Source organism: Peptoanaerobacter stomatis (assembly GCF_000238115.1).
Lineage (GTDB): Bacteria > Bacillota > Clostridia > Peptostreptococcales > Filifactoraceae > Peptoanaerobacter > Peptoanaerobacter stomatis.
Genome location: NZ_JH414546.1, coordinates 165,158 through 178,384 on the forward strand (window position 1 = coordinate 165,158; position 13,227 = coordinate 178,384).

Below are 13,227 nucleotides of genomic sequence, written 5' to 3' on the forward strand. Positions count from 1 at the left end.
GATACAGGCGATTATTTTTACACAAAGAAAAACGCCCCATAGGAATAAATCCTGTAGGACGCCTTCATTAAAATATCTCTATTTCTCTTTCCCTACTACTTTACTATCGACCTTGTATCCGTTTATTTCCGTATTTACCGCAAGCATGCCGTCAGGATAGAAGTAATACCATTTTCCGTCTATCTTTACTCATTTGTCAGATTCAAGCAGACCTTCCTTGTTCAGATAGCAGAGCCTTTCTTCTCCCTCTACTTTTAAGTTCAACCAATCCTTATATACCTTAGTTCCGTCATAGTGTCACCAAAGGCTTCCATCTTTTACCCGGTCTGTTTTAAACATTCCGCTTTCATCAAAGAAAATATACCGCGCCGTCAAGTGTCTGTTTCCCTGTCAAAGCTTTGCCGTCTTTGTAGCAACGGTATTTTCCGACGTCGTCTAATACAAAGCCTTGTGCCGTTTCCGGTGTAATAGCCAGCTTAATATATCGGCGCTTGACATTGTAGAAACCTCCGCACGAGTAGCATTTCCTTTCGGATTAAATTTGTTTCCGTCTATGCCCATCATAATTCCTGCCTGCTGCATAACTTTCACTGCCACCCTATACTCGGTTCCTATGTTTTCTTTATTTTCATAAATGCTTGCTTCTCTGATTACAGGTATTTTACAGCCCGTAACTTTTGCATATCTTTCAAAAATTATCGCCATTTCTTCTCTCGTTATACTTCTGTCAGGCGAAAACTTACCGTCTTAGATTCCATAAATAACGTCCTTGATAAACAACAATTCGATATATGTGCTATATGAGCGGCTGTTTTTACATATTCTTCCAACGATATGCTTGTACATTCATCTAAAATAAAATTTTGCTCAGAATAATTTTTTATCATTATTGACTTAAAAATTGTTATGGCTACCTGCCCATATACCTATATAAAAATGTTATGATTTGAGCACGGTTGCATATTGCATCGGGACTGAACAAATTGACGTCTGTACCTGATGTAATTCTCTTTTCAAAAGCCCAGTTAACAGCATTGCTATAATAAGTCCCCTCATTCACATCTGCGAAATTCTTTCCGCCACTTACCGCAGGTGATTTTGCATAGCGATAAAGTATCGCAACCGTCTGTGCCCTTGTGCAGATAGCTTCCGGACTGAATTCATTTGCTCCCGTTCCTTTTACTATGCCCTGTTGCAAAGCCCAAAGCACTGCTTTACTATAATATCTGTCCGCTTTTACATCGGAAAACGAATTATCCGTCTTCTTAACTTCAGGCTTTCCTGCCGCTCTCCAAAGGAATGTAACTATCTGCGCTCTTGTGCAAGGTGCTTCAGGTGAAAACAACGTATCGGAAGTTCCTTTCGTAATTTCCTTTTCTATCGCCCACTCAGCGGCTTTTGCGAAGTAATCGCTATCTTTAACATCGATAAATTTAACTTTCTTATCCGTAATTTTATCATGTTTATCGGTATCGATATTTTTCACATAAGACGGAGCGGTGTTTTCGGAACTTCCACTTGAACTTCCGCCATCGGAGATTCCGCCGGAACCGCCTGATGATCCTCCTCCTGACGAACCGCCACTGCTGTTTGCACTGTAATTAGCTGTCACTGTAATATTTTTTGCAGGCATTACAAAGCTTGTTTCTTTTTCAGAAGCATTTGCAAAAACAATCCCGTCAGAACTTGTCCAACCTGTAAAGGTATAATTCGGCTTGTCATTTGCTTTGACGTTAACTGTCTGCCCTTTACCATAATTGCCGCCACCCGTTCCGTTCACTACTTTCACTTCATAGACAGCATTCACTATTGTAAGTCTACCTTTTTTGTATATTACTTCATAATTATTTTTGACATCTGCACCGGCTGAATTTGTCAACATTCCACCGCTGACTGTAATATCGTATTCTCCTACGGTATTCGTATCTGATATGCTTGTTGCAAAATCAGGATTTACAAAGACATCACCGTTTACAAGCTTACTGTCTACTTCCTCCTTGTTGTATGTGAACTGCGGCATAGCACTTCCTTTTACAAGATTCAGCTTATCATCAGCTTTTACTATCAACTTTTTCTTTGCAACAGTAACACTGATATTTTTGCTCTCCTCGTTATATTTATCATCTGCCGCCTTGGTTACTTTGACAACAACTGTTCCCGCTCCTATGATTTTTGCAATATTTCCGCTTATTTCAAGCACGCCGTTGTTTACAGGTACACTATAGCTTACCGCACCGTTTCCGCTACCACCTGTAATTTTCAGTTCAAAGTCTTTGTCACCGTAAGTTTTGACGGAAATATCCGTAAACAAAATTTCACTCTGATTTTTCTTACGAGTATCAATGTTCTTAATATCACTTTCAATAGTATTATAATTGCTGTCGCCTGCATACTCTGCTTTGATTTCGTATTCTTTAGCAACTACATTTTCCCATTTATAGGATATTTTTCCTTCTGCCAATACCCCTGTATGAATCTCTACAAAGTTTCCACCACCATCTTTATGCAAGAATTTAATGCTTCCTCTCGGTTTATCCGCACCGATTACTCCATCTACGTTCGCTGAAAGAGTAAGTATTTTGTTTCCTGCATTTTCCGATACTTTCACCATAAGATTTATAGTAGGATTCGCTTTTGCAACTGTAATTGAAATGTTACTCTTTTTATTGTCTTCGCTTACTTCTTCGTAGTTTTTCAATAAATGAGCATTTGGCGTAAATACAACTTCATAGCCTGCATTATCTACGGCAGGAATTACATTGCCGTCTTTCCAAGCGAAGCTTCCATACTGAATACTTCCACCTGAAAACGTACTTTCTGATAATTTCTGTCCGTATGTTAAATTGCTTGCCGTAGGGAATATAATTTCAGGAGCAGTACCTTTAGCTATCGTTACAGTACGTTCTGCACTCATTTTGTTATAGTTACTGTCTGACGCTTTGACAGCCGTAACTTTCACAGAACCCGCTCCTATGATTTTTACTGTATTTCCATTTATTTCCAATATTCCGTTATTCGCAGGTACGCTGTAGTTTACCTCACCTGTACCGCTACCGCCTATCGTTTCAAGTGAAAACTCTCCATCACCAAACTTCTTTCCTGTAACATCTTTAATGGCAAGTACTCTCTGATTTGCTTTTGCTATGCTTACCGTCACTTTACCCTTTGCATTATTATAAACGTATTTAGGATTCGTTCCCACCACTTTGTAATGGACCTCATAAGAGCCTGCATTTTTTGCTTTTGGTATCTCTGCCTTATATTCTCCGTTTTCGCTTAAACTGTATCTAAGTTCTCCTGTTGAAGTTTCTACACTACCTGCATTTATCAGTTCCTGCTCACTTCCAGTGTATGCAAGATTTGTTTTCGCTGTCGGAGCTGTGAACGGTGCATTTTTCACTTGCTCAAAAATTGCCGTTACTGTTACATCACCGTTAGGCATAGTGAAACTTTTGTCAGCATCAAGAACAATCGGTGTTTCGCCATTTTTAACACTTAGACTGTTAAGCCACCAGCCTGCCTCCGGTTTTACTTTCAATGTAACCTTAGCACCTTTCGATGCCTTGGAAACACTTCCTGCCGTTCCTTCAATTTCTGCCGTTACCGTTCCGTTACCTGTAACGCTTCCTATTGTAATATTATACTTCGGCGCTTGTGCTGAGATTTTTATTTCTCTGCCATCTTCAGTCCAATAGATATACCTGTTTCCGGTGTCGCTTACAAAATTTTCAGGTACTACCTTTCCCTTTGCACCGTTTGTAAGTATGGCTTCCATATCCTCTAATCCTATACGGCTGTCACTTGTAAGCGGATTTTCAAAACTGATTTTTCTATTTAGATTTCCAACTACATTTTTAGAATGAGATCCTTTCGTGTTATCCTTAATGACTACTCTGTCTGATAGCTTTAAGACTCCTTTATCTCCTACAGATACACCTCCGTGATTCCCTGTAATAGAAACATTTTTAAGAGATAATGTACCGTCATTTTTTATTGCCTCATCACCTTCGATGCCGCTGATTGTTACATTATCTAATGTAAGTGTTCCATGATTTTTAATATGACCGTTTTTACCTGTAATACTGCCTTTTTTGCTCTCATCTGTAATTGTTAAAGCTGCATTATTTTCTACAAAAACGGCATCTTTCACATCTCCTGTCAAATTAGACTGACAGCTAATCGTATATCCGTTTAAGTCGATAGTTGCATTTTTACCCTCAGGAACTACAAGGGCTATATCCCCGCTTTTTGCACTTACATTACTTATAAGTTTTATGCTCTCTCCTACATCCAGTTTTTCCTGTATATCTGACCATAGCATTTTTGTCTTAGGTACAATTTTTCTATTGTCAATATTATTATTATCCGCACTCTTCCAAAAGGCACGAGTATCTGTTCCGTCAAGAAGAAACTTCTTTGAAAATGTCACATTCCCCTTGTACCTTGCCGGCTGACCGCCGGGAGCGGGATACAGCTTTATATAGTCACTTTCCCTTGTCCAACTAAGTTTTATATCGGCATTATGAGGTTCTACACCTCCTGCATAAGAAAAACCGATAGCTTCTCCATAATCGCGTGATCCCTGTACATCTACCTGTCCACCATATATTCCAATCGTACCGCCGTTACCGAATGCAGAACCGCCTATAGCCGCGCCCAAATCACTGCCGCTCGCCTGAATACGTCCGCCATAGATATTTATAGTTCCGCAGCTCCTTTTAGCTTCATCACCGCCAATACCGGCAGAATATACTTTTTCATCAGGAAAAGCCTTAAGAGTTCCTGTACCCTGATTCTGAGCATATACACTAAACTTAGAGTGATCCTTACTCGTTACCGCTATCCCTTTGTTAGCTGTTAAGGTCTTACCGTCAGCAAGAATGATATTTACATCTCCCTTTATAGTAATACGCTCATGAAAGCTTGTGTCATCGTCCACTACTACCCAAGTGCCACCGTCAAGTACAGTATGACTTGGCTCCAGAGGATAATATTCGCTGCCGGCCAACTCGACCGTTACATCCCCTTCTCCTTGGTATTCCGTATCAGGAAGTGAGTTCCAGATAGCCGTTAAAGTAGTGTCATCAAGGATAGGCGTCGAGATATCAAACGGTAAGCCGTCTTTTTGCCATCCTGCAAAACGGTATCCCTTACGGACAGGCGTAACAGTCGGCTTTATTTTGCCTCCCTTGTTTATGCCCTGAGGAGCTACCTTTGTAGCGCCCTCTCCGGTTTCAAAGGTTACACTACATATTGCAGCTTCTGCGGGTACAATCTTACCCCCATTTTTTATATTTTCAAGCGTGACATATTCACCTGTATCAGCGAACTTAAACGGATGAGCCGAATCTATTTCAATAGAGCATTTCCCTTCACCTATATTATTAGGGTGTATATATCTGTTCGCATCAATATAATCATTTTGATCATCAGTCCAACTTAAAAAAATGCTAAAGTTTCTCGGGTTAACACCCGCACCGTTACCGATTGCAACAGGCTGACTCTCAATATTTCTTATTGAGTGACCACCCTTAGCCGTAATCTGTCCGCCATAGATTTTAATTGGACCTCCATCTGAATCATTCTTCGAGCCTCCGCCGATTCCGGCACCATCTTCTCCACCGGTAGCGGTAATTTTCCCGCCATAAATATTTATTCCGTCAGAAGCTGCAGCACGACCGCCGCCTATTGCCGCAGCGCCTTGTCCTCCCTGTGCATTTATCTCACCGCCATATATATTTATTATACCTACTCTGGAATAAGAATCGCCTCCTATACCTGCTGTGCTTCTTGCACCTGTAGCCGTAATCTTTCCACCATGAATGTTAGTAGTGCAAGTTGTGCCATCAACATTTCCATCATCGCCTGTTCCGATTGCAGGACGCTTGCTTTCCTGTCCCGTAGATATAATTTCTCCCATATCGGCACCGTCAGACTGTGCATAGATATTGATACTGCTACCGTTAATTAGCATAACCATTCCCTGCTCTACCGTAAGTTTTGCATTATCGCAAAGCACTATGTTAAGCTTTCCCATTGCATAAATATATAGTAAATTTACTTCTCCTTTAACCACATACCAGGTTTCTTTGCCGTCTTCATCACCCCAATCGGTCTTCGTATAGGTAGAATCTACTATCTTAGCATCCGCCGGTACCGTTCCTGTCTTAAATGCTTTCTCTCCTGTGTCATAATAGCGGTATTGGATATCCACATTTCCCCCGGTGTTTTCCGCACTAACCACATACTTGATTTCTTTGCCGTCCTCACCCTGACCGCTTTTTTCATAAGTAGAATCTACTATAATAGCCCCCTCAGGTACCGTTTCTGTATTAAATGCTTTTTCTCCTGTGTCATATCGGATGCCCACATTTCCTCCGGCGTCTTCTGCAAAGACTGTTATCGCAGGGCTTATCCCGAATGATGTCGCAATCATTGCTAATGCACACACAAAAGCTAATGTACTTTTAAAAAACTTTTTCATATTTTTCATAAAATCAACTCCTCCCTGTCTTTTAAGTATTTTTTAAGCAATCAGACAATTACCTAAATAAATTTTGTGCATTAGGTAAATTCTATAAAATATTTTTCCTTTTGAAAAGTACGAGAGATGTCAAAATAATTATCATAATTCGTACTTGACAAATTGATTAAAAAATGAATGGGACTGTTGCAAAACATAGCCAATAGAAAAAGCACGCAAGAAACTGCATGCTTTTTATGGTATAATATAATTATGAGAAAACAAATACCACTTACAGAGTATATCATAGCACCAAATATAATGCAACTAAGATTAAACCTAAATATAGAACAATATATACAAGATGATGGAAAAGTACAGCCTGGTCAAAACATAGTAGAAAGGATAAATATATAAGAAATATTTAAAAAGGACAAAAAGAAACTCCAAAAAAAAGATAATCAAAAAATTAGAATCGAAAGAAGGAATAAACGAAAGAATAAATGGAAGTATCCAAGCAGAAGGAGTATTTTCAAAACTAAAAGAAGGGTTAGGATACAAAAGATTTAGATATAAAGGAAAGAAAAACATAGAAAAAGAAATAGATATGATGGCAATAGCAATAAATATAAATACACTGTTAAACAAATTAAAAAGAAAAGAAACAAAACCTACAAGATGTGAAAAAATAGCAGCATAAAAAAACGAAAAAAATGATAGGTTTATTTGTTGTGCGAAAAATTAGGTAAAGATAATAGAATTATAGTAGAGCAAAAAATTTTGTGTATGGATATTCCTAAAAATAGAGACTGTTGCTATGATTTTCATCATTATACAACAGCCACTTTTTTCTTTTAATAAATCTCCATTTCAAATAATTTATCATATTCATTGATTTTTTGCTTAAAACTGTGATATATTTTACTTGGTAAATTTTTTATACAATATTGAGGAAAGTCCATGCAAAATATAATAGAAATAGAAAATGTAAGTTTTTCATATTCGGATACACCTGTATTAGAAAATCTTAATTGCAACATACAAAAAGGCGAAATTGTCGGAATAATAGGCTCAAACGGTGCCGGCAAAACCACACTTATAAAACTTATGATAGGTCAACTGAAGCCGCAAAAAGGTTCTATAAAAATATTCAATTTCGAAATGGATAAGATATGTAAATTTCACAACATAGGCTATCTGTCTCAAAGTCAGGATAAAAGTAAGGTCAATTTTCCGGCAACAGTATTGGAAGTCGTTATGATGAATCTTTATAAACAAGTAGGTTTGTTCAAATTTTATAAGGAGGAGCATCGCCAAAAAGCCATAAACGCTCTAACTCTTGTAGGAATGCAAGACTATCAAAAAAGACTCATATCAGAGCTGTCAGGCGGTCAAAGACAAAGAGTTATGATTGCAAAATCCATTGTAAATAACCCGCATATACTTATATTGGATGAACCTACTACAGGCGTTGACAAAAAGTCCTGCGATTTAATATATGAGCTTATAAAAAAATTAAATCAAGAATTTAATCTCACTGTTATAATAATAAGTCACGATACAAAAAATTTAAAAAATATTGTACAAATTTGTACGAATTGGATTATGGAAAAATAAATAGACTATAATCATTAGGGGGTAATCATCATTTTTGAATACGAATTTATGAAAAAGGCATTTATGGTAGGCATACTACTATCTATAATAATACCTTGTATAGGAACAACCATTGTCCTCAAAAGGCTCTCCATGATCGGCGATGCTCTTTCACACGCATCATTGGCAGGAGTATCAGCAGGTCTTATTATGAGCATCAACCCTGTGCTTGGCGCAATAATAGCCTGCATTTTAGCCGCACTCAGCGTAGAAGCCATAAGAAAAAAAATCCCACAATATTCCGAAGTATCTATAGCTATAATAACTTCAGCTTGTGTAGGATTGGCAGGAGTATTATCAGGCTTTATAAAAAACGTTACATCTTTTAACAGTTTTTTATTCGGTAGTATAGTTGCAATATCTGATATAGAAGTAAAAATGACGATAATCGTAAGCATAGTTGTAATTATATCCACAATATTATTGTACAAAGAACTTATGTATATATCTTTTGATGAAGAAAGCGCAAAGCTGTCCGGAGTAAATGTAAGTGCAATAAATTTTGTATTTACAATATTAACTGCAATAACAGTATCTGTAGCATCCAGAACTGTAGGAGCGCTTATAGTTTCATCTCTTATGGTAGTACCCGTTGCCACATCCATACAGGTCTCACGAAGTTACAAACAAGTTATTATCATAAGTGTGTTGTACGCTTTTTTTGAAGTCGTAATCGGACTTACCATGTCATACTATATACGAATAAACGGTGCAGGTCTTAAGCCAGGCGGAACGATAGTATTAATAGCAGTAATAGGATTTTTATTGACGAGTGCAATAAAAAATATTATAAGAAAATAATTTATATTATATGATACTTCAAATACCGTTTTTTTAGACAAGATTCGCATAAAAATATCTAAACTTACATTTTATAATATATGCGTTAGATATTTTTTACATAAATTAATTATATCTCCTCACAATATATTGTCATAATTAAGCACCGGCAATACAACTCCTGCTATTATTATGCCAACTATGAATGTTATCACTATTATCAAAACCGGTTGAATTATCTCACTTATATATTTTATTTCATTGCTCAAATTTTTTGAATACCTGTCGGACAATATGCTTAGATATTTGTCCATATTACCGGTTTTCTCCCCTATAGATATAAAATATTTAAGCATATCGTCGTCAAGATTAAGGCTTTCTACACTGTAACTTATAGATTTTCCCGAATTTATATTTTCTTTGAGCTGTTTCAGTTTTATTTTTATAAATTTATTACTTGTACTCTCTGACAATATCTCTGTAGATTTTATTATATCTATTCCGGCAGATGTCATAATAGAATATGACCACAATATATTAGCCATCGCATTTGAAACCGCAAGCTTAGATATTACCGGTATTTTTTGCAAAAAATTATTGTCATCTCTATTTTTGTATAAATCTTTAAAAAATAAATATATAATGCTTATTAAAGAAATCATCATTAAAGAGCTTTCAAGTTTATAGTCATTCAAAAATAATGAAATCATAAACAATGTACGGCTAAATACATTCAATTTGGACAAATCATAACTGTACAGATTGACTATTTGAGGTATAAAATAATAATTTATGAATATCAATAAAAATAATATTGATACAGATAATATCATAGGATAAAATGAGGCTGTCTTTATGTTTTTTCTGCTCTCACTCAATTTATAGTAATATTTTGACAATTTTTCAAAAGAAATTTTTAAATTTCCGGTTTCCTCTCCCATTTTTATTATTGATATAGTCAAATCGTTAAATATATCCGTATTTTGCAATGCTGTCGATAAAGACACTCCATTACTTATGTCCGTTTTTATATCAAATAATATTTTTTTATCTTTCACCTTGATATCGGTTATGTCAAATATTTTTACTATAGGCACACCTGTGCTTATGAGTTCCGACATACTCTCAAAAAATATGGCATTCTCTTCATATGAAAGTTTGCTTCTCTTAAATATATTTGGAAATTTCTTCAATAGATGTCTCTCCTTTTGCAAATTCATCCAAAAGCTTTTGCTTTAACGTTCTTATATTTATATTATCTTCATTAATCTCGCCATTTTTTATAAGTTTTCTCACATTATCATCCACTACAAGTATTTCAAATACAGCTTTTTGTGTAATATATCCGCTGCCGTAACATTCATTGCATCCTACCGCCTTAAAATAATGTCTGTCCTCAAGTCCATAGTAATTCAAAATTTCTTTTTTCACTTCATATTCTTGTTTGCAATGAGGACATAAAACTCTAATCAATCTCTGTGATATTATAAGAGAAAGTGCACTCACAACTTCAAATCCTTCCAATCCTAAATCGTGTAATCTTTGTATTGATGATACACTGTTGTTAGTATGCATTGTCGAAAACACCAAATGCCCTGTGTTGGCAGAGCTTATTGCCAACTTCGCTGTCTCCTCATCTCTTATCTCACCTATGTTTATTATTTGCGGGTCTTGTCTTAATACAAATCTAAGTACATTGTGAAACTCTATATTCTTTTCTTTGCTCACCGCTATTTGAGTAACACCGTCGATTTTATACTCAATCGGATCTTCTATAGATATTATATTTTTTGTACCATCGTTTAAATAATGTAGCATTGTAAACAGAGTTGTTGATTTTCCAGAGCCTGTAGCACCTGTTATTAGTATAAATCCTGCATTTTTATTTATCTTCTCTTTTATTATTTTTTCCTCTTCAGCATTCAAACCTATATCTCTTAAAGTGTATATCTTCCTCGTATTTCCAAGTATTCTTATACTTATTTTTTCTCCGCTTATCGTCGGCATTATAGAAACTCTATAATCTATGCTTTGTGAATTTATAACAAAATCAAACCTTCCTTCAAGCGGAGTTAATGTTCTGCTTATATCTATATTAGATTTTAATTTTATTATCCGTATAAGAGATTCTCCCTTGTTTATGTCTATTTTCACAAAACTGCGAAGTATTGAATTAATTCTGAATTTTATTATAAAAGACTTTTCTTCACCTATTATATGTATATCGCTTGATAAAAAATCCTGTGCTTTTTTGAGTATATATGTAAATAGGGTATCTATATCAGACTTTAATATATCTTCAAATTCTCTTTTTATATCAAGATTCGTTTCTACTATGCTGTAATATTCTTCAAAATATTTATCGAAATTATAAACAGGACTTTGCATCACATTTATATTTTTATCTGTCAATTTTTGAAGTTCATTTTTTATTTTATCCAAAGGCTCATATTTTGAAAGAATTGTAATACTGCCATTTTCTTGATGTAATGGAACTATTTTGTTAGAAAAAGCATATGAATAATCTATCATCGTTTCTCCTTAGTTTTAACAACAATTCATTATAAATTTATGTAAAATATATTTGAGCATATCTTGATTTATACAAAACACTAATTAATACCGAAAGTTAATAAAATTATGGATAACTTGTATAATTATATGACATTAATATAGATAGTTTATTTGAAAAATTAATTATTATGTTTTTCTGTTATTCCATAAGATTTTAGTATAAATATATAAAACTTAAAAATATCATACAGTTTTAATTTCTATATTAATCATTTTTATATAATTACTTATCACATTATTTCATATCATATATGGCTTTTTAAAAAATTTTTAATTTCTATAAGAGTATAAATAAAGCAAGCTAATCAGCTTGCTTTATTTATACTTCTTAGATTGTTGTAACATTTACACACAATCCATATATTAAATTTTATATAACTAAAAAATTTCTCTTTTATTCAGGCTCTATTATACCATAATGTCCGTCTTTTCTCTTATATAACACATTTACACTATCTGTATCGGCATTTACGAATACAAAAAAGTCATGACCAATCATTTCCATTTGTAAACAAGCTTCTTCTTCAGACATAGGCAAAAAATCGAATTTTTTTCTTCTTACTATCTTTTGCTCTTCTTCATTCGATACGCTTGAATCGTCAATGTTTTCAAATCTTATTGTTTCAGTTCCTCTATTTTTCAATTTTGTTTTATATTTTCTAAGCTGTCTTGCCAATTTGCTAACAACTTCATCTACCGCACAATACATATCATAGTCTGTGGCTTCAGCTCTTATTACCGACTTATTTACAGGTATTGTTACCTCTACACAACTTTTATCTTTTTTATGAGATGCTGTAGCTCTTACAATCATATCCTTATCAAAATATTTTTCCAATCTTGATAGTTTTGTTTCGATTGTGTCCTTTTGTTTTTGGGAAAGGTTAATTTGTTTTCCACTTAAAATGATGTTCATATTTAATGCCCCTTTCAAATGGTATTGATAGAATTATAATACTTAGGTTTTAATGTAATTATATATAATATGCCTATTTTTTGATATCTGTTTTATAAAAATATAATCAAATTTAAAAACCGTTTATCATATTTTCTATCTTGATTATATTATACACTTTTTTCAAAAAAAGTAAACATTTTCTTTATGTATTTATATAAGACTGTAATGTTTTTTTCTATATTGTAATAAGTTATGTTTCCACTCTTGAATTTTTGATGATACATATGGATATGAAACTATATTTTCTAAATTTATATTTATACTATGGTTAAAACACATACAAAAAAATAATTTATAGATTTTTTATTCATATAATCAAGTTAAATTACTATAATAAAATATGTTTCAATATTACAAAATATATAGTATAATAAATAACAAACGAACTATATAAAATTATAGACATATTTACAGGATATATATTTATTTATTTGGGTAAATATAAATACATATCTGTTGCTCAACTTAGTCATAATTCAATTATATTTTGAAGGGAGAAAGTTAATATGGTAAGTAAACAAGTAAAAATAACAAATAAAACAGGTCTACATCTAAGACCGGCAGGAGTTTTGTCAAAAATAGCAGGCGGCTGTAAATCTTCTGTCATTCTTGTAAAAGGTGATAAAAGAGTAAATGCAAAAAGCGTACTGAATGTAATGTCAGCCCAAATAAATGTAGGCGATGAAATAATTGTAGAATGCGAAGGCGAAAACGAAACAGATGATCTACAAACAATAATTGAAGCTATACAAAGCGGTTTAGGAGAATAATTATTCTTATTTTTTCTTATGCTCTT

At 34.1% G+C, this 13,227-nt stretch carries 9 protein-coding genes and 2 pseudogenes; 5 read left to right on the plus strand and 6 right to left on the minus strand.

The features are described 5' to 3' along the window. Nucleotides 1-78 precede the first annotated feature (78 nt). The 3 genes and pseudogenes from HMPREF9629_RS12630 to HMPREF9629_RS00725 all read right to left on the minus strand — a co-directional run. Nucleotides 79-189, minus strand: a pseudogene (locus tag HMPREF9629_RS12630) (hypothetical protein); the annotation flags it as partial. 246 nt (nt 190-435) lie between these two features. Beyond that, a complete protein-coding gene (locus tag HMPREF9629_RS11980; protein ID WP_009524386.1) occupies nt 436-705 on the minus strand; it encodes an S-layer homology domain-containing protein in 270 nt (89 codons plus the stop codon). Between the two features lie 205 nt (nt 706-910). Further along, entirely contained in the window at nt 911-6,493 is a 5,583-nt protein-coding gene (locus HMPREF9629_RS00725) for an S-layer homology domain-containing protein (protein ID WP_009524387.1), read from the minus strand. Between the two features lie 168 nt (nt 6,494-6,661). On the opposite strand from HMPREF9629_RS00725, the gene HMPREF9629_RS00730 reads away from it, so the two are divergent. The 4 genes and pseudogenes from HMPREF9629_RS00730 to HMPREF9629_RS00740 all read left to right on the plus strand — a co-directional run bounded on the left by HMPREF9629_RS00730 (nt 6,662) and on the right by HMPREF9629_RS00740 (nt 8,920). Next, nucleotides 6,662-6,880 (plus strand): hypothetical protein, encoded by a 219-nt coding sequence (locus HMPREF9629_RS00730; RefSeq protein WP_009524388.1) that lies wholly within the window; start codon nt 6,662-6,664, stop codon nt 6,878-6,880. Between the two features lie 70 nt (nt 6,881-6,950). After that, nucleotides 6,951-7,043: pseudogene (locus HMPREF9629_RS12705) on the plus strand (hypothetical protein); the annotation flags it as partial. 380 nt (nt 7,044-7,423) lie between these two features. After that, nucleotides 7,424-8,080: a metal ABC transporter ATP-binding protein gene (locus HMPREF9629_RS00735; protein ID WP_009524389.1), complete on the plus strand. Its 657-nt coding sequence runs from the start codon at nt 7,424-7,426 to the stop codon at nt 8,078-8,080. Between the two features lie 48 nt (nt 8,081-8,128). Continuing rightward, a complete protein-coding gene (locus HMPREF9629_RS00740) occupies nt 8,129-8,920 on the plus strand; it encodes a metal ABC transporter permease (protein ID WP_034910415.1) in 792 nt (263 codons plus the stop codon). 119 nt (nt 8,921-9,039) lie between these two features. On the opposite strand, the gene HMPREF9629_RS00745 is transcribed toward HMPREF9629_RS00740, so the two are convergent. From HMPREF9629_RS00745 to hpf, 3 genes are all read right to left on the minus strand, one after another. Next, complete coding sequence (locus HMPREF9629_RS00745) at nt 9,040-10,092, minus strand: type II secretion system F family protein (RefSeq protein ID WP_009524391.1); 1,053 nt, start codon at nt 10,090-10,092, stop codon at nt 9,040-9,042. Continuing rightward, complete coding sequence (locus HMPREF9629_RS00750) at nt 10,067-11,431, minus strand: GspE/PulE family protein (protein ID WP_009524392.1); 1,365 nt, start codon at nt 11,429-11,431, stop codon at nt 10,067-10,069. Before HMPREF9629_RS00750 ends, HMPREF9629_RS00745 begins: the two co-directional genes overlap by 26 nt. Nucleotides 11,432-11,867: 436 nt before the next feature. Beyond that, a complete protein-coding gene (gene hpf, locus HMPREF9629_RS00755) occupies nt 11,868-12,389 on the minus strand; it encodes a ribosome hibernation-promoting factor, HPF/YfiA family (RefSeq protein WP_009524393.1) in 522 nt (173 codons plus the stop codon). Nucleotides 12,390-12,937: 548 nt separating this feature from the next. Here hpf and HMPREF9629_RS00760 point away from each other — a divergent pair. Beyond that, nucleotides 12,938-13,201 carry an HPr family phosphocarrier protein gene (locus HMPREF9629_RS00760; protein ID WP_009524394.1) on the plus strand — a complete coding sequence of 88 codons (264 nt, stop codon included), beginning with the start codon at nt 12,938-12,940 and terminating at the stop codon, nt 13,199-13,201. Nucleotides 13,202-13,227 lie beyond the last annotated feature (26 nt).

Excerpts from the sequence above, each read along its gene's own strand:
- hpf (WP_009524393.1), bottom strand. The coding sequence starts at position 12,389 with ATGAACATCATTTTAAGTGGAAAACAAATTAACCTTTCCCAAAAACAA.
- HMPREF9629_RS00735 (WP_009524389.1), top strand. The coding sequence starts at position 7,424 with ATGCAAAATATAATAGAAATAGAAAATGTAAGTTTTTCATATTCGGAT.
- HMPREF9629_RS00760 (WP_009524394.1), top strand. The coding sequence starts at position 12,938 with ATGGTAAGTAAACAAGTAAAAATAACAAATAAAACAGGTCTACATCTA.
- HMPREF9629_RS00725 (WP_009524387.1), bottom strand. The coding sequence starts at position 6,493 with ATGAAAAATATGAAAAAGTTTTTTAAAAGTACATTAGCTTTTGTGTGT.
- HMPREF9629_RS00730 (WP_009524388.1), top strand. The coding sequence starts at position 6,662 with ATGGGACTGTTGCAAAACATAGCCAATAGAAAAAGCACGCAAGAAACT.
- HMPREF9629_RS00740 (WP_034910415.1), top strand. The coding sequence starts at position 8,129 with ATGAAAAAGGCATTTATGGTAGGCATACTACTATCTATAATAATACCT.
- HMPREF9629_RS00750 (WP_009524392.1), bottom strand. The coding sequence starts at position 11,431 with ATGATAGATTATTCATATGCTTTTTCTAACAAAATAGTTCCATTACAT.
- HMPREF9629_RS11980 (WP_009524386.1), bottom strand. The coding sequence starts at position 705 with ATGGCGATAATTTTTGAAAGATATGCAAAAGTTACGGGCTGTAAAATA.